Source organism: Pectobacterium parmentieri (genome assembly GCF_001742145.1).
In the GTDB taxonomy this organism is placed as follows: domain Bacteria; phylum Pseudomonadota; class Gammaproteobacteria; order Enterobacterales; family Enterobacteriaceae; genus Pectobacterium; species Pectobacterium parmentieri.
In genome coordinates this window covers 4,606,935-4,624,132 of record NZ_CP015749.1, presented here as the reverse complement: position 1 = coordinate 4,624,132, position 17,198 = coordinate 4,606,935, and the positions used below count along the sequence as shown (strand labels likewise).

The window sequence follows — 17,198 nt, the reverse complement described above, 5'->3', positions numbered from 1 at the left end:
TTTATTCCACTAATGTGATGACGACTGATATCAGACCTATGAATGATTCATTAAGCCAACTTATCGCCAGCGAATTGCAGGCGCGCACGGAGCAGGTAGACGCGGCTGTCCGCCTGCTGGACGAAGGAAATACCGTCCCTTTTATCGCCCGTTACCGTAAAGAAGTGACCGGCGGGCTGGATGACACCCAACTGCGCCAGCTCGAAACGCGCCTCGGCTACCTGCGTGAGCTGGAAGACCGACGCCAGACTATTCTGAAATCCATCGACGAGCAGGGAAAGTTAACCGCACAGCTCGCCACCGCCATTAACGGCACGTTGAGCAAAACCGAGCTGGAAGATCTCTACCTGCCGTATAAACCTAAACGCCGCACGCGTGGACAAATCGCGATTGAAGCCGGTCTGGAGCCGTTGGCTGATGGCCTGTGGCAAGACCCAAGCCAGGAGCCAGAGCTGGCGGCACAGACCTATGTCGATGTCGATAAAGGCGTAGCGGACGTGAAAGCCGCACTGGACGGCGCACGGTATATCCTGATGGAGCGCTTTGCCGAAGACGCGACGCTGCTGGCAAAAGTGCGTAACTACCTATGGAAAAACGCGCATCTGGTTTCCCGTGTGGTTGAGGGGAAAGAGGAGGAAGGCGCGAAGTTCCGCGACTATTTCGATCATCACGAACCGATTGCTCAGGTGCCTTCACACCGTGCTCTGGCGATGTTCCGTGGTCGTAATGAAGGCGTACTGCAATTGGCGCTGAATGCCGATCCGCAACACGAAGACGCGCCGCGCGAGAGCTACTGCGAACAGATTATTATCGACCACCTGAACCTGCGGCTAGGTAATGCGGCAGCAGACAGTTGGCGACGCGCCGTCATTAGCTGGACGTGGCGCATTAAAGTGCTGCTGCACCTTGAAACCGAACTGATGGGCAGCGTGCGTGAGAAGGCTGAAGACGAAGCGATCAACGTCTTTGCCCGTAACATGCACGATCTGCTGATGGCCGCCCCTGCGGGCATGCGTGCCACCATGGGTCTCGATCCGGGCCTGCGTACTGGCGTAAAAGTCGCGGTGGTGGATGCCACCGGCAAGCTGGTCGCGACCGACACCATTTATCCGCATACCGGTCAGGCCGCTAAAGCGGCTCCGATCATCGCCGCACTGTGCCTCAAGCATCAGGTTGAGCTGGTGGCGATTGGTAACGGGACTGCCTCGCGTGAAACCGAACGTTTCTTCCTCGACACACAGAAACAGTTCCCGGATATCAAGGCACAGAAAGTGATCGTCAGTGAAGCCGGTGCGTCGGTGTACTCTGCGTCCGAACTGGCTGCGCTGGAATTCCCCGATCTGGATGTGTCACTGCGCGGCGCGGTATCCATTGCTCGTCGTTTGCAGGACCCGCTAGCGGAACTAGTAAAGATCGATCCGAAATCCATCGGTGTTGGTCAGTACCAGCATGACGTAAGCCAGAGCCAGTTGGCGAAGAAACTGGATGCGGTGGTCGAAGACTGCGTAAACTCCGTCGGTGTTGATCTGAACACCGCGTCCGTGGCGCTGTTAACCCGTGTCGCCGGGCTGACGCGCATGATGGCACAAAACATTGTGACCTGGCGTGATGAGAATGGCCGCTTCCACAACCGCGAACAATTGCTGAAAGTCAGCCGTCTGGGGCCAAAAGCCTTTGAACAGTGCGCGGGCTTCCTGCGCATCAACCACGGCAATAACCCACTGGATGCTTCTACTGTTCACCCGGAAGCCTACCCGATTGTAGAACGGATCCTGGCCGCGACCGAACAGGCGTTGCAGGAGTTGATGGGGAATCCAACCGCACTGCGTAACCTGAAACCATCGGATTTCACCGATGAACGTTTCGGCGTGCCGACGGTAACCGATATCATCAAAGAGCTGGAAAAACCGGGCCGCGATCCGCGTCCTGAATTCAAAACCGCCAGCTTCGCCGACGGTGTAGAAACCTTAAACGATCTGCTACCGGGCATGATTCTGGAGGGTGCAGTCACCAACGTCACCAACTTTGGCGCGTTTGTGGATATCGGCGTCCATCAGGACGGCTTGGTACATATTTCGTCGCTGGCCGACCGTTTCGTCGACGATCCACACAAAGTGGTGAAAGCAGGCGATATCGTGAAAGTGAAAGTGATGGAAGTCGATCTGCAACGTAAACGCATCGCGCTGACCATGCGGCTTGATGAGCAGCCGGGTGAGACATCATCGCGCCGTGGCGGTGGTAATGCACGCGCTGATAACACGACCTCACCGCGTCAGCCAACAGGTAAATCACGCCCCCGTCCTGCTAGCACATCCGCCGCAGGCAACAGCGCGATGGGCGATGCGCTGGCCGCTGCATTTAAAAAGCGTTAATCACTGTCCTCCCATGATTTAAATAATGCCCGGCCTCATTAACAAGGTCGGGCATCTTTCCTGCCCAAATATCGCTATTTTGTTTCCCTAATAAAACTACGTTTCATTTATATTGAAATATTCAACCTATTTGAGATTAATTTGTGATCTGTATCTAGGTAAATAAATGACCGTTGCGTTATTATTGTTCTATATAGGAAACCATAGTTTTATATATAGAACACCATGAATATATTCCAGCAACTCGAACACAGTAAAGCGCCTGCAGCGGTCCGTTTAGTGATGATTATTGACTACATTGCCAAACGCGACGAAGCCAGTTTCACTGAGATATGTACTGACTTGTCTATTCCAAAAAGCAGCGTACATCATCTATTGGAAGTGCTGGTGATCACACAGCTATTACGCCAGCGCGCTGACGGGCGTTATGTTTTGGGGTTGAGACTGTTTGAACTGGGTGGTCTGGTAATAAAGAATATTGATCTGCGTAAAGATACGATTAACTTTATGCATGAGCTGGTCAAAGAAACGGAGTTGACCTGCCATCTTGGTATTCTGGACGGCGATAATGGTTTCTTCCTGAGTAAAGTAGAATCTCCCAAGGCCATTGTAAAAACATCCTGGGAAGGTAAGAAAATCATTTTTAACCGTATGTCTCTGGGAAAAGTGCTCATAGCCTGGCTTCCACAGGAAAGAATTGAATCGCTGATTGCCAATTGCACCTTTGAGTATTTAACGCCCCGGACAATTACCAATAAAGGCGATTTCTTACAACACCTGAAAACCGTTAAGGAACAAGGCTGGGCAATAGATGACGGTGAAGATATAGAAGAAATCTGCTGCATGGCGGCTCCAATCTTTAACCAGGATGGTGACGTCATCGCCGCTATCGGCGTTAACGGTATGCAATCGCAATATGCTAATGGAAAAAAAGAGAAGCATCTGGCGAGCCTGATTAAAACCAGCAAGGCTATCACCGCCCATATTAATAGCCGGAGCACTGATAGTAGATAATACATCTTTATTACATAACCATAGCGAATTTCAATTTACCATTAATTGAAATTCACAGAGTAATAGTCACGCAAAAACTAGCATGACGAATATGTTACGACATCATTACCGGTAAACGCTAATCCAGCGTTACGGGAAGGGTTTCCATCACCTAAAAAACATTAAAGAACACAGAGTCATTAAGGTGACGAAAAAATGAATCATCAACTTTATAATAAGGACGAGCATCTTCAATAATTAATAAAATTGGGTAATAACACATCCGTTATTATTTTACTCTATTTGTTATTTTATAAAAAACCTCTCTGTCTTCATTGACGGCGGGCCGAATATATTTCTATTTTTACAATCAGGACTGTTATGAAAATCAAACAAGCTATTGATAAAATCCCTGGGGGATTAATGCTGGTTCCGCTCTTTTTGGGCGCGTTCTGTAATACCTTTACGCCAGGTGCTGGGAAATTTTTAGGTTCGTTCAGCAACGGCCTTATTACTGGCACGATCCCGATTCTGGCCGTCTGGTTTTTCTGCATGGGCGCATCTATTGAGCTTAAAGCGACGGGTTCGATGCTGAGAAAATCAGGCGTACTGGTTGTGACAAAGCTCGCCACCGCTTGGGTTGTAGCGCTGATCGCGGGCGCATTCTTGCCAGGAGATGGCATCCAAAATGGCTTGCTGGCGGGGATCTCCGTTCTTGCGCTGGTCGCGGCAATGGACATGACGAACGGCGGATTGTATGCCGCATTGATGAACCAATATGGTTCGAAAGAAGAAGCCGGTGCCTTCGTGCTGATGTCTCTGGAGTCCGGCCCGTTGATGACGATGGCCATTCTGGGTGCCAGCGGTATCGCGACCTTTGAACCTCAGCTATTTGTCGGTGCCGTGCTGCCTTTCCTGATTGGTTTTACGTTGGGCAACCTGGACCCGGACTTGAGAAAACTGTTCGGTAATTCAGTACAAACCCTGATCCCTTTCTTCGCCTTTGCGTTGGGCAACACCATTAATTTATCGGTGATCCTCCAAACAGGCTTCGCAGGGATCTTCCTCGGCGTACTGGTGATTATTGTTACCGGCATTCCATTGATTTTAGCGGATAAATTTATTGGCGGCGGTAATGGAACCGCGGGTGTGGCCGCATCCAGCAGCGCGGGTGCCGCCGTCGCGACGCCTCTGCTGATCGCGAATATGGCACCGGAATTCGCTCCCGTCGCTCAACAGGCGACAGCGTTAGTCGCCACCAGCGTCATCGTGACGTCAGTATTGGTGCCCATCATTACGGCATTATGGGCAAAACGCTTTTCACCTAAACACGCATAAAAAGGTAGCAAAATGGACGTAAGACAAAGTGTACACAGTGAGCATGCGAAAACGCTTGATACCACCGAACTGAGGAAGAAATTTCTCATTGAGAAGATATTTACGCCAAACCACTACACCATGACTTACAGCCACATCGACCGTATTGTTGTGGGCGGGATCATGCCGGTGGATGGCGAGATAACGTTTGATGACGGCATCGGTAAACAATTTGGCGTGAACTATTTTCTTGAGCGACGCGAGTTGGGGTTGATCAATATCGGCGGCCCGGCAAAAATCGTTATCGACGGCACAAGCTATCAGGTTGGCAACGAGGAAGCGCTCTATGTCGGCAAGGGCGCTAAGGCCTTAGCCTTTAGTAGCCTCGACAAAGCTAAACCAGCCAAACTGTATTATAACAGCGCACCAGCGCATGCCGTTTACCCGACACGCATCATCACACAGGATGACGCAATCAAAGCTCCGTTGGGAGACGTCACGACCTGCAACAAACGGACGATTTGCAAATATCTGGTGCCGGAAGTGGTAGAGACCTGTCAACTGAGCATGGGATTAACGCGTCTGGCAGAAGGCAGCAACTGGAATTCAATGCCGACGCATACCCATGAACGCAGAATGGAGGTTTACTTCTATTTTGACATGGCGGAAGACACCATTATTTTCCATATGATGGGTGAACCCCATGAAACGCGTCATCTGGTGATGCATAACGAACAGGCAGTGATCTCCCCGAGTTGGTCGATTCACACCGGCGTTGGCACCAAAAACTATGCCTTTATTTGGGGCATGATCGGCGAAAACCTGACGTTTGACGATATGGATCATATCGCGATGCTGGATTTACGCTAACCCCCTCAGGGCGATGCCAAGAGAGTAAAATGCAGCAGGGTGAACCGCGTTCACCCTGTTTTTTTATCTAACTTCAGTAATCCAGTTCTACTGGAACAGGGTAATCCTGCAATTTCGCCGCCCCGCCCAACGCTTCACGAATGGTGGCCGAATAGCGTGTGGTTCCCGCGCCCCCCACCAGATTATCCAGTTCGCTAAAGGCAAAGCGTAGCGCCCGGTTATGCGCCCAGTTCTCCAGTGACGTTAAACGATACGTAAAATACACCACCGTCAGTTCCTGATTCACGCGATCGACTTTCTCAATACTCCCCACCTGCATCCTGCCGTAACACAGGTCACCGTGCTGACGCCAGTTCTTATCTCCTACTGGTGATAAACGATATACCGTGCTGGTTCCTTCCGGCGTGGCATAGGCCAAACCGGCGTCTACCAGTGCGTGCAAACGCCCACGGTTCCAGGGTGCATCACCTTTAGGGCTATGTACCGGCCACTGCTTCTCGCCCAGACACAGAGGTGACCCGGCATCAAAGAAATCCTGTATCCGCTGCTGATAATCCTGCTCGCTAAGCTGTGCCAGCGCCCCAAAGGGCGACAATAGCCCTACTGCGATTAGTATCGACGTTTTCATTTTTCTAGCATCGCCTCACTGACTTCCTTGTAGGCCTCATCAACGGATTGATAGGCATTTTGCGTTACCACGCGCTTGCGTTCTGACCATTCATACAACGGCACACCCGGATCGTCCTGCGACGAACTGAAACCGTAAATCGTCAAAATCACTTTTGCGGGATCAAATGCGTTTTCCCCTTCCTTCCTTGCCGATACCAGAAAGTAGCGACCGCCAGACAGGAACAGTTGATTATCCTGCACCAGAAAATCCGCCGCAGCGGACAGTCGATAGTCAAACCAGGTAAATGTATTACTGTTGGCAACCGGCATAATGCTGTGTCCGCCATCCGGCCGTTGTATAAAGAACGTCAGCCCGAGATGAGGATGCGAGGTATTGTTGTCAAATTGGGCCACGACAACATAGTCTTGCCCACCATCCTGATTCAGATCCAGTTGGTTGATGCCGTCTTTCAGCACCACGGGCGACAGCGCCGCGGCAGTGCTGCTGATAGCACAAAGTGCCACCCCACCAACGAATTTATTTATCACCACGCGTCCTTACCAATCGAAAACCGATATCCGGCATGAAAAAGCCGGGCGTATGCAGATCGCAGCTTGCCAGGCTATGCACTTGTTCCAGATAACTTCCGCCGCAAAAGTAGAACATCGTTTTGCCGCCCTCCACCGCATAGGGCTCATTCAACCACTCAGAGACATTACCGCTCATGTCGTAAAGACCCAGTGAGTTGGGGCGCTTCGATGCCACTGGCACCGTACCAAACGATTGCCTATCCGAGGGAAAGTGCGCCACACGCTCCGACTGTTCGCTGCCTGCATAGCGAGAGCCGTAAGTGGCATCCGCAAGCCCCTTTTGGCCCCCTCTGGCTGCCATGTGCCATTCTGCCAACGTCGGCAAGCGGTAACCCGATGCCTGCAAATCCTCGCGCATCAGCTTATCGTTATCGTCTTCTGGGGCACGCTTCAGCGTCTTACCGTCAATAGTGAGATAACGAGGTTGCAGTTGCTGCCGCTCACTGAGCGCATTGGCAAAAATTACCGCATCCCACCATGAAACATTGGTGACAGGGTGCTGCCCACCATCTTGTTCAGGCGACAGACAATCTTCAAACGTCGCGCCATTGCAGCCACCGCTAAGCTGATAGCCGTGCGCGTCCGCCCAGTCTTGCAGCGCATGGTACTGCTGATAGGTGATTTCTGTTTGCGTCATGAAAAAGGAGGGAATCGACGTGTTGGCATGGGCCGCATAGTCTTCTGGGCCAAAGACGGAACCCACGTAAAAATTGCCACCGTCGACATTAATTTCCGTCATCCCGTTAACCTTAGCTTCCGTAACGGGTAGCGCTGCGACAGGCTGTAGCACTAAACACAGCCCCAAAAAGGTAAAACCGTTCTTTAACATAACAATCCGTGTTGACCGTACCGAGGAGGGAATATCATTTGCTTACTCGTAGCCGGAGTATATGCCGCTGCCTACGGTTTGAGCTAGCCATAGAATAAGCTTTTCATTTTACTCGCGGTTCAAACGGGGGGCTACAGGTGGGGAAAGACAGCATCGGACGCCAAAACAACGCGCCCGATGCCAATACGGCCTAGCCTAGCGAATGAGTCAACGCATTGAGTCGACTCACTTGTTCGCCACACTTATTCCCCTCGAAGCGCCGTAGCAGGGGACTGTCGGTAAGATAGCATCGCGGGGATCGTGAGGACGACAGCAGCGACCAGCAATAGAAGCAGGATGAAGTGGATATCTTCCCATTCCAACGTCACCGGCAGAACAAAGCCGCTTCTCTCGCTCATAACCACCGCAATCGCACGTGCCGCAAGGTAGCCCAAGCCAACACCCAGCAATACGCCAACACTCACCAGCGACATCAGCCCGCTCCAGATCAGCGTAAAAATGCCGTAGCGCGGTGCGCCAAAAGCCCGGAGCGCACCGATCTGTTTCTGCCGCTGCCGCAGGTGGATAACCGCCACCATCGCCACGGCCACGCCCACCAATCCCTGTGTCCCTAGCGAGATATAGGTCAGTAGTTCGCGGATATCACCCAGCATTGAATAGAGCTTCACCAGCACTTCGCCGGGGAACACCGCCAGCGTCGTGTTGCTGCGATACAGCGAACGCAGTTGATAAGCCCCTGCGATTGTTTTTGGTTTCACGACAATCGCAGGCAATCCCGCCTGATGTTTGTGCTCGTGTGCTTCCACATCGCTATGGTCGTCATCATGTGCTGCCGTAGCCGGATTCGCGGCCTCATCATGATGTTCTTCACCTTCAGAGTGATGTTCCTCATCAGGTGAATGTGTCACGCCAGCGTCGTCGTGATGTTCATCATCGTGATCATGGCCGTGTTCATCGTGATGCGCATCATGTGGTGGATGGATACCGTGTACTCGCCATACGGCATTCACCGGCACCAGAATCGCTTTATCCCATGCGCTGCCGTCCGCGGGTAGCACGCCGACAACGGTATAGATGACATTATCATGCGCGTGCGCCCCTTCCGTTCCTACCTGACCATGAATGGGACTAAATGTACTCCCCACCGTCAGCCCGGTTTGTGCGCCGACCACAGCTTCAAAACCGTCGTTGAAGAGGCGTCCGGCGGTGAGCTGTCTCTTGCCGTTATCCGTCACCAGCGGCGGCGTGGTGCCGATAATCGGCATCCCCTGATAGAAATCACCGAATGCAACCGGGGCGGCCCACGCCACCAGCGGATTTTTCTCCAGATCGGTTAACACCTGCGCGGGAATCAACGTTAGCGCAGAGGGTTGCAAAAATACGGATGACAGCACGAGCTGTGTTTCGCTTCCCGGCGCACCGATGACCAAATCAAAACGATCGGCAGCCTTAGCGCTGCCCATGCGTAATGCTCTTTCCTGCAAGCTCACTGAAATACTTAATGCTGTCGCCACGGCGATCAGCAACACCACGACCAGCACACCCGGCCACAGCCGACGCCAGTCGACCCAGATAAGACGCCACGGAATCATGCACGATCCTCCTGATAGGGCTTGTCCGCCACGAGGCGTCCTTTTTCCAGTTGAATACAGCGCGACATTTGTGAAGCCAGACGCGCATCGTGCGTAATGGCGATAAGCGTTGCACGACTCTCGCGCGCCAGCGTCACCAGCAGGTCAGCAATCTGCTCACCGCTCTGCGCATCCAGACTGGCAGTTGGCTCATCGGCGACGATGATGTCCGGCTTGCTGAGCAAGGCTCTTGCTACCGCAACCCGTTGCTTCTCGCCACGTGATAACACCTCAATCGGGCGTTTCCCCGTATCCAACCCTACCTGAGCCAGCAAATCTACCGCCCGTTGCCTGAGCGATGCCGGTATCCGCCAGTGGTGAAACTGTGCGGGCAACAAGACGTTCTCTATGGCATTCAGGCCAGGGAAAAGATGGAAGTCCTGCATCACCAGCCCGATATGCTGTGCCCGCCAGCGGTCACGTTCCGCTTCGTTCAACTGCCAGATATCCTGCTTTTCCCACTGCACCTGACCCGTCCCGCTGTGATCCATGCCAGTGATAGCATTCACCAGCGTGGTCTTACCGGAGCCAGAAGGCCCCATCACCGCCACGCGCTCGCCGGAACGAATCGACAACGCGGGAATATCCAGCACGGCCTCTGAGGTATCAGGGAAGGTCACACTCAGGTGTTGAATCAATAACTCAGCCATTAGCGCTCCTAAAGGGTATCGAACGTGGCTTCACGCAGTCGCAGCAGGCTGACAAAACCCGTTTCAGGATCGGTCCACGATCCGTGCTCCAGCACACCTTCTACTTCAATCATGGTGTTGTTCTGTACGAAGGTCTGACGTTTGGCGAGATAGACCACAACGATATCTTCGGGCCAGTCCGCATCAGACGAACAGAAGGGACACAGCGCCATCGGCATTTTAGTGAGTACAAAGAACTGTGACTCCGCCTTGAGCGGCGGTGCCATAAAGCCGTGCATCTTTACCCGTTTACCGGAAAGTGCTTTGACGTCATTGGAGAATTCAAGACCTAGCACGCCATAAGAGGCATACAGCTTATCGAAGGAGAGTTCTGACTGCGCAGCGTTCACGGGTGCGGTGCCGCCGAGGAGGAACAGCACCAACACCGCACGCAGCCAAGAGAATAAAAGCGGGGTTGCCCCCGCTTTGCTACATTTCGCATTATTCATAGCGTCGTAGGATTACTTCTTGTCTTGCGGTTTTACCGCCAGTGCATCGACAATCACGCGGAACAGATCGGTGTTTTCCATGTAGCCACGGATACGTTCTGCACCTGGGCCGCTCGCCTGAATCACCATATCGTCAACGGCATGAACACCGGTATCGGAAGAGCGTGGCAGGATCCCTTCACGGAATACCGCACCCGGCACTTTCTCGTAGGCTTTGTTGGCAATGTACTCATCTTTTTCGTTCTTGATAGCAGGAACGAACTGACCATCCAGCTTCGGACGGAACGTTTCGTAATAGTCTGGGTAGTTGTTGAAGAACACAGCCAGACGTTTGGAGACGTTCAAATCATCCGGGTAACCGTCCTTGTTGGTATCCTTGTAATTCGGATAGCCCGCATCTTCATACACGCCGACTTTCTCGCGCATCTCGGTGCCTGGCTTGCTGTCATCTACCGTACCGATGATAGACAGACCGTGCGTATGGTCACCCGTGACGATGATCATCGTGTCTGGGTTCTTCTCCACGAACTTCTTGGCGATCGCGACAGACTGATCCAGCATGATGGTGTTCGTAAACGCACGTTCCCAATCCAGCGGGTGAGAGGCTTTGTCGATCAGCGCGGATTCCACCATCAGGAAGAAGCCGTCTTTATTTTTGGACAGCACATCCAGCGCCGCCTGCGTCATTTCGGTCAGATCAGGCTGGTTGGGGAATTTCTTGGCTACGTCGTTTTTCAGGAAACGACGATCCATCACGCCGTCCATATTACCGGTGTGGAACAGCCCCAGCAGCTTGGTGGCCTGTGCAGCGTTTTTCTTCAGAGAATCCGCATCGGTAACCAGTGAGTAACCCGCCTGCTGGAATTTCTCAACGTAGTTGGTTTCGTCTTTACGCTTTGAACCCGGCGTGCTTTTCGGCAGGAAGTAGGCAGAACCACCGCCCAACATGACCGTAGGCTGCACGTTGTAGAACATCTCGACAATTTCGGCTTTATCCGCGCGGCGGCGAGTGTGCGAAACGACAGCGGCAGGCGTCGCATCCTGAAGTTCAGCATCGCTGACGACACCAACAGACATTTTGGTAGAACGGGTCAGCAGTTCACCCAGCGTTTCCTGCTTTGGGTGATCCAGTGAATTTTTGCTACGGCTGACGTACACACCCAGCGCATTCACACCGGATTTGTGGCCAGTCATGTAAGCACTCATGGTGTTGGCGCTGTCGGCCGCGATAGAGTCAGTACTGGAAGTACCGCCAAACGCCATATATTGCAGGTCATCAATCGCCAGACGACCGTCTGCTTTCCCTTCCGTCACGCCTTTGGACAGGATACGCGCGCCGGTACGGTGTGCGACAGACAGGCCATCGCCGATGAACAGAATCACGTTCTTGGCTTTACGCGGGCCGGAGGCCGAATAAACGTCCCAGTTCACCTGCGTTTTCTTGCCTTTGGCTTCCGCTTCTACCACATACTTGCCTGCTTCAGGCAGGTTCACGTCTCGCAGCCAGATCGTGGAAGCATTGCCGCCATCTTCACGTTCAACAAATGAGGCCGTTTTACCCAGCGCCTGCTGGTAATCTTTGCCGTTGATCAGAATCCGGATATCTTCCGGTTTCAGCACTTCATCAAACTCGACTTTAAAATCGAATTTCCCGCCCGCCAGCATGGTGGCGCGGTCAATGGGATAAATGGCCTGAGCCTGCACCATTCCTGGCAGCGCAGCAGAAATCAGTAAAGGCAGTAACCAGCGAGCTTTCATTGTTATGTCCTTGGTTGCGTAGTTTAGCAGGACATAACGTAGTTACTTTTTTTTACAGTTTGATGACTAAAATACAAAATTTGTAATAAAACCGCTACAGAGGCGTGGTGACGGTGTACAGGCGTTAGCTCGCTGGATGAGCACAGCGAATAAGTTTCACATACGTGCATGTTTCGGTTTCCACTGGTCGTATCCACACGAACTGCACCAATCACACCCACCACGATGGTAATCGGGAAAACCACCGCACATGCAGCGTTAATTATTACGGATATATATTCAATGTCCCTAATCAAGACTGATAGCCGCCATAATAATTTCTTCTTTATCAGGGTAAACACTCAGGTAAACATCATATTCACTATAATCTGGCGAATGCCAACGGACCGTATTAGCATCGATAACTTCAGGCACAAACCGCTTAACTATTAAGTAGTTTTCGAGCTCAGACCGATCGCTCGCTCCCGTAAAAAACAGGGTATTCGTCTCAGGTTTGTTACCATCATGGGCTGAGTAAGTTATAACGTAGTTCTGGGAGATAAGGGGGACCTCCCTTATCACTTCCATTGAAAAGAAACGATCATAAAACCAATTGTCTCTTTTGTAAGAAAGACTATCAATCGTCAATAATTTAAAAAAAACACATACTATTATCGCTATGGAAGTAAAAAAAAAACGATTTTATTATTAACTCTCATATATTCCCTTATCGTTTAAATATATTCCAGAATCACCATCATTGATGACGGTAACATTCTCAGGATTGAACAGCAGGAGTAATGCGAACGCATTACTCCATACTCTTGTGGTAACAAAAATCGTGGCATTATCATCCTTTCTCCTTCAGCGGGAAGCGACGACGCACCACGACAAAGAACAGCGGCACGAAGAAGATGGCGAGGAAGGTCGCGGCTAACATGCCGCCGATCACGCCCGTTCCCACCGCATGCTGGCTGGCTGAGCCTGCACCGCTGCTAGTCGCCATCGGCAGGACGCCGAAGATAAACGCCAGTGAGGTCATCAAAATTGGCCGCAGCCGCTGACGGGAAGCCTCCAGCGTGGCCTCAACCAGATCCTTCCCTTTCTGGTTCATCTCGTTGGCAAATTCCACAATCAGAATGGCGTTCTTCGCCGATAGCCCGACCACCGTCAGTAGCCCAACCTGAAAATAGACATCGTTTTCCAAACCGCGCGCCCAGGTCGCCACCAGCGCCCCGAGCACGCCCATCGGCACCACCAGCATGACGGAGAACGGCACTGTCCAGCTTTCATACAGCGCAGCCAGACACAGAAACACCACCAGCAGCGAAATCGCATACAGCGCCGGAGCCTGCGCCCCGCTCAACCGTTCCTGCAAGGACATCCCCGTCCACTCTAACCCAAAACCTTCCGGCAGCTTCGCCACCAGCGACTCCATGATCGTCATTGCCGTACCCGTGCTGACACCCGGTGTCGCTTCGCCGACAATTTCCAGCGACGAATAGCCGTTGTAACGCTCAAGGCGCGGCGAGCCAGTTTCCCAGACGGTTTGTGCAAACGCGCTGAACGGCACCATGCCGCCGCGGTTGCTGCGTACATACCATTTGCTGATATCGTCCGGCAGCATGCGGAACTTCGCTGCCGCCTGAACGTAGACTTTCTTCACCCGACCACGGTCAAGGAAGTCATTCACATAGGTCGAGCCCCAGCCCGTTTTCAGCGTGCTGTTAATATCATCCACCGAGACCCCCAGCGCCTGTGCTTTGCGCTGGTCGATATGAATCCGCAACTGTGCGCTGTCATCCAACCCGTTGTGGCGCACGCGCGTCAGTTCGCGGTTGCTGTCAGCCATATTCAGCAATTGATCTCGCGCTGCCATCAACGCATCGTGCCCTAATCCAGCGCGATCCTGTAACCGCATAGCGAAACCCGCAGCGCTGCCCAAACCGTTAATCGATGGCGGGCTACTGGCGAATACTCGCGCTTCCTTGATAGCGCGAAATTCTTTGGTCGCGCGTTCGATCACAGCAAACGAACTGCTCTCCGGCGTGGTACGCTCCTTCCAGTCTTTAAGACGCACAAACAGCCGCGCCACGTTCTGCCCGTTACCACCCGGCCCTGAGCCAATGGTGGAAAATACGGACGTCACCGTGTCCTTTTCCTGCGTGAGATAATACTGCTCGATCTTGTTGACCACCTGTAGGGTCTGTTGTTGCGTGGAACCCGGTGGAAGCTGCACTTGTGTCGTGAACACGCCCCGATCTTCCTGCGGCAAAAACGAAGTTGGCAGCCGGAAAAATAGGAAGGCCATAATCCCGATGATGCCCATATAAAGCAGCAGCCAGCGCCCGCTGTTGACCAGTATCTTGCCAACGCCACGCTCATAGCCCAGCGACGTGCGGGTAAAGCTCCGGTTAAACCAGCCGAAGAAGCCTTTACGACCGGGGTGTTGGCCTTTGGCGAGCGGCTTGAGTAGCGTCGCACACAGCGCGGGCGTCAGAATCATCGCCACCAGCACCGACAAAATCATTGACGTCACAATCGTGACAGAGAACTGGCGGTAAATCGCCCCCGTAGTACCGCCAAAGAAGGCCATCGGCACAAACACGGCAGACAGCACCAGCGCAATCCCAACCAACGCCCCCTGTACCTGTCCCATCGATTTTCGCGTCGCGTCGCGTGGCGAAAGCCCCTCTTCGCTCATCACCCGCTCCACGTTTTCCACCACCACGATGGCATCGTCCACCAACAGGCCAATCGCCAGCACCATCGCAAACATCGTTAACGTGTTCAGGCTAAAGCCGAAGGCATACAGCACGGCAAACGTGCCGAGCAACACCACCGGCACGGCAATCGTGGGAATAAGCGTGGCGCGGAAATTCTGTAAGAACAGGTACATCACCAAAAAGACCAGCAGTACCGCTTCAAACAGGGTTTTCACCACATCGGTGATAGAGGCTTTAACGAAAGGGGATGTCTCGAAGGCGATTTTGGCTTCCAGCCCGTGCGGGAAGTATTGCGATAGCTCCTCGATACGTTCTCTGACGCGTTTATCGGTTTCCAGCTCATTTGCGCCAGACGCCAATTTTACGCCCAGACCGGAGGCAGCCTGACCGTTAAAACGACTGAGAAAATCGTAGCGTTCAGAACCCAGTTCCACTTCCGCAACATTGGCCAGCGTCACGGCAGAACCGTCTTGGTTGACCCGCAGCGTAATATCGCGAAACTGCTGCGGCGTCTGTAACAAAGATTGCGCGTTGATCGTCGCGTTGAGCGCCTGATTATCCACCGACGGTACACCGCCGACTTGCCCCACCGAGACCTGACTGTTCTGCGATTCGATCGCCCGCACCACGTCACTGGTCGTCAGTGCGTAATCCATCAGCTTGGCCGGATCCAGCCAGATGCGCATCGCATACTGCGAGCCATAGGAATCAACCTCGCCCACCCCACTGATGCGGCTGATCGGCTCCTGAATATTTGTCGCGACATAATCAGAGATATCCTGTTTATCCATGCTGCCATCGGTAGAGACAAACGCGACCATCAGGATATTGGTATCACCCGTTTTACTCACGGTGACACCCTGCTGCTGCACGTCCTGCGGCAGCTTGCGGGTAGCAGATTGCAGTTGGTTTTGCACCTGCTGGCGGGCTTCATCGGGGTCAGTGCCAGCTTCAAAGGTCAGCATGATTCGCGCCTGCCCGGTGTTACTGCTGTCCGAAGACATGTACATCAGGTTATCCAGCCCGGTCATGCTCTGCTCGATAACCTGTGTCACGGTATTTTCCAGCGTCTGTGCCGACGCACCGGGGTAACTCGCCGTGATCCTTACACTGGGCGGCGCCAGATCGGGATATTGTTCCAACGGTAATGACTTGATCGCCAACATACCGCACAGGCTGAGAAGGATAGCCAGCACCCACGCAAAAATAGGACGGTCGACAAAAAAATTCGCCATCGCTTCTACACTCCTCAGCCATATTTTGATGTGGCTGCTTCATGAGCAGCCTACTTATAATCGAACAGAATCTGGTTCATTCAACCCAGAGAAAACCCTGCATACAAGGTAATGCTGATCACTTCAGCATGGATTTACTCGCCCAGTTCCTGTGCTCGCCCTGACGGGCTGCCACAAGTGGCATTTAAAATGCGTTTGCATTTTATAAGGGGAAACACGGTGATGAGGTTCCCGTAGGGATGCCTCACACCGTGGTCGCCCCCGGTATCTCGATCTTGAAACGACCGAAATTATGCATACAGCGTGCCGAATAACCTTAACTGCCAGCATCGGTTAAATCGTGGAGAAATTGAGGAGAAAATGTAAATTATCGTCGGTTACGCCTGAGCGAACGCGATTATCTGTTCGGAAAAGGCATCCGGGTGCGAGATAAACGGCGCATGCGCGGCCTTTGGCATCACCACCGACGTGGAGTTCGGCCATTGTTCCTCCAGCAGTCCAGCAACTTTGCGCGGCACCAGCCCATCTAACGCACCATAGAGCCGCAGAAACGGCACAGTCACGTCGGCTAACGGCTGGCGTAAATCGGCTTCCCGCAGAATTTCCAGCCCACCGTTCAATACCTCGACTGACGGCATCGGCTGTTCCAACACCACGCTTTTTAGCAATCGGGCATCCTGCCGTGCGCTCTCCGTTCCCAGCGTTTGCAGCGCCAGAAACCGCTCGACCGTGCGCTGGAAATCTTCGCTGAGCTGCTGTTGAAAGCCCTGCAATACGTCTGGCTTGATGCCCGGCCAGCGACCCTGTGCGCTGAAACAGGGCGATGACGCCACGGTAATCAGCTTGTCCACCCGAGCAGGGGCGCTTAGCGCAATTTGGCTGGCAACCAGTCCACCGAGCGACCACCCCAGCCAGACAACGCAGTCCGGTGCCTGCGCCAGCACGCTGTCCGCCATGTCATTCAGGGACATCGGCCCGAATCCTTGGCTTCTGCCATAGCCCGGCAGATCGACCAGATGCAGGCGAAAATGCGGAGCGAGTCGCACGACCATGTTCTGCCATACCTGCGCATTCAATCCCCATCCGTGCAGCAACACAAGATCCGTATTTCCTGCGCCTTCGGTCTGCCAATACAACGCTGCCATCAGTT

Annotated in this window: 13 protein-coding genes; 4 read left to right on the top strand and 9 right to left on the bottom strand. The window is 53.0% G+C overall.

Annotated features, from left to right (window positions below; translation table 11 throughout):
* The first annotated feature begins 38 nt into the window (after nucleotides 1-38).
* The 4 genes from A8F97_RS20980 (at nucleotide 39) to kduI (ending at nucleotide 5,552) form a co-directional block, all read left to right on the top strand.
* A complete protein-coding gene (locus tag A8F97_RS20980; protein ID WP_033072233.1) occupies nucleotides 39-2,372 on the top strand; it encodes a Tex family protein in 2,334 nt (777 codons plus the stop codon).
* Nucleotides 2,373-2,597: 225 nt separating this feature from the next.
* Nucleotides 2,598-3,386 (top strand): IclR family transcriptional regulator, encoded by a 789-nt coding sequence (locus A8F97_RS20975; protein ID WP_014701712.1) that lies wholly within the window; start codon nucleotides 2,598-2,600, stop codon nucleotides 3,384-3,386.
* Nucleotides 3,387-3,746: 360 nt separating this feature from the next.
* Entirely contained in the window at nucleotides 3,747-4,703 is a 957-nt protein-coding gene (gene kdgT / locus A8F97_RS20970) for a 2-keto-3-deoxygluconate transporter (protein WP_014701713.1), read from the top strand.
* Between the two features lie 12 nt (nucleotides 4,704-4,715).
* Nucleotides 4,716-5,552: a 5-dehydro-4-deoxy-D-glucuronate isomerase gene (gene kduI / locus A8F97_RS20965; RefSeq protein WP_014701714.1), complete on the top strand. Its 837-nt coding sequence runs from the start codon at nucleotides 4,716-4,718 to the stop codon at nucleotides 5,550-5,552.
* Between the two features lie 73 nt (nucleotides 5,553-5,625).
* On the opposite strand, the gene A8F97_RS20960 is transcribed toward kduI, so the two are convergent.
* The 9 genes from A8F97_RS20960 to bioH form a co-directional block, all read right to left on the bottom strand.
* Nucleotides 5,626-6,180: a hypothetical protein gene (locus tag A8F97_RS20960; protein WP_033072234.1), complete on the bottom strand. Its 555-nt coding sequence runs from the start codon at nucleotides 6,178-6,180 to the stop codon at nucleotides 5,626-5,628.
* Nucleotides 6,177-6,710, bottom strand: coding sequence for a carbapenem self-resistance protein CarG family protein (locus tag A8F97_RS20955; RefSeq protein WP_025919635.1), 534 nt, complete (start codon nucleotides 6,708-6,710; stop codon nucleotides 6,177-6,179). The genes A8F97_RS20960 and A8F97_RS20955 overlap by 4 nt, the downstream gene beginning before the upstream one ends.
* Nucleotides 6,700-7,581 (bottom strand): SUMF1/EgtB/PvdO family nonheme iron enzyme, encoded by an 882-nt coding sequence (locus A8F97_RS20950; RefSeq protein ID WP_015731376.1) that lies wholly within the window; start codon nucleotides 7,579-7,581, stop codon nucleotides 6,700-6,702. Before A8F97_RS20950 ends, A8F97_RS20955 begins: the two co-directional genes overlap by 11 nt.
* A gap of 242 nt (nucleotides 7,582-7,823) precedes the next feature.
* Nucleotides 7,824-9,173 carry an FtsX-like permease family protein gene (locus A8F97_RS20945; protein ID WP_015731377.1) on the bottom strand — a complete coding sequence of 450 codons (1,350 nt, stop codon included), beginning with the start codon at nucleotides 9,171-9,173 and terminating at the stop codon, nucleotides 7,824-7,826.
* A complete protein-coding gene (locus tag A8F97_RS20940; protein ID WP_014701719.1) occupies nucleotides 9,170-9,862 on the bottom strand; it encodes an ABC transporter ATP-binding protein in 693 nt (230 codons plus the stop codon). Before A8F97_RS20940 ends, A8F97_RS20945 begins: the two co-directional genes overlap by 4 nt.
* A gap of 8 nt (nucleotides 9,863-9,870) precedes the next feature.
* On the bottom strand, nucleotides 9,871-10,350 hold the full coding sequence (locus tag A8F97_RS20935) for a hypothetical protein (RefSeq protein ID WP_014701720.1): 480 nt from the start codon (nucleotides 10,348-10,350) through the stop codon (nucleotides 9,871-9,873).
* Nucleotides 10,351-10,362: 12 nt separating this feature from the next.
* On the bottom strand, nucleotides 10,363-12,108 hold the full coding sequence (locus A8F97_RS20930; RefSeq protein ID WP_033072235.1) for an alkaline phosphatase: 1,746 nt from the start codon (nucleotides 12,106-12,108) through the stop codon (nucleotides 10,363-10,365).
* Between the two features lie 829 nt (nucleotides 12,109-12,937).
* Nucleotides 12,938-16,048, bottom strand: a complete 3,111-nt coding sequence (gene acrD, locus A8F97_RS20920; RefSeq protein WP_033072236.1) for a multidrug efflux RND transporter permease AcrD — start codon at nucleotides 16,046-16,048, stop codon at nucleotides 12,938-12,940.
* A 377-nt stretch (nucleotides 16,049-16,425) separates the two neighbouring features.
* Nucleotides 16,426-17,193: a pimeloyl-ACP methyl ester esterase BioH gene (gene bioH, locus A8F97_RS20915; protein WP_033072237.1), complete on the bottom strand. Its 768-nt coding sequence runs from the start codon at nucleotides 17,191-17,193 to the stop codon at nucleotides 16,426-16,428.
* Between the last annotated feature and the right edge of the window lie 5 nt (nucleotides 17,194-17,198).

Excerpts from the sequence above, each read along its gene's own strand:
- A8F97_RS20950 (WP_015731376.1), bottom strand. The coding sequence starts at position 7,581 with ATGTTAAAGAACGGTTTTACCTTTTTGGGGCTGTGTTTAGTGCTACAG.
- A8F97_RS20930 (WP_033072235.1), bottom strand. The coding sequence starts at position 12,108 with ATGAAAGCTCGCTGGTTACTGCCTTTACTGATTTCTGCTGCGCTGCCA.
- acrD (WP_033072236.1), bottom strand. The coding sequence starts at position 16,048 with ATGGCGAATTTTTTTGTCGACCGTCCTATTTTTGCGTGGGTGCTGGCT.
- A8F97_RS20975 (WP_014701712.1), top strand. The coding sequence starts at position 2,598 with ATGAATATATTCCAGCAACTCGAACACAGTAAAGCGCCTGCAGCGGTC.
- bioH (WP_033072237.1), bottom strand. The coding sequence starts at position 17,193 with ATGGCAGCGTTGTATTGGCAGACCGAAGGCGCAGGAAATACGGATCTT.
- A8F97_RS20945 (WP_015731377.1), bottom strand. The coding sequence starts at position 9,173 with ATGATTCCGTGGCGTCTTATCTGGGTCGACTGGCGTCGGCTGTGGCCG.
- kdgT (WP_014701713.1), top strand. The coding sequence starts at position 3,747 with ATGAAAATCAAACAAGCTATTGATAAAATCCCTGGGGGATTAATGCTG.
- A8F97_RS20940 (WP_014701719.1), bottom strand. The coding sequence starts at position 9,862 with ATGGCTGAGTTATTGATTCAACACCTGAGTGTGACCTTCCCTGATACC.
- A8F97_RS20980 (WP_033072233.1), top strand. The coding sequence starts at position 39 with ATGAATGATTCATTAAGCCAACTTATCGCCAGCGAATTGCAGGCGCGC.
- kduI (WP_014701714.1), top strand. The coding sequence starts at position 4,716 with ATGGACGTAAGACAAAGTGTACACAGTGAGCATGCGAAAACGCTTGAT.
- A8F97_RS20935 (WP_014701720.1), bottom strand. The coding sequence starts at position 10,350 with ATGAATAATGCGAAATGTAGCAAAGCGGGGGCAACCCCGCTTTTATTC.
- A8F97_RS20960 (WP_033072234.1), bottom strand. The coding sequence starts at position 6,180 with ATGAAAACGTCGATACTAATCGCAGTAGGGCTATTGTCGCCCTTTGGG.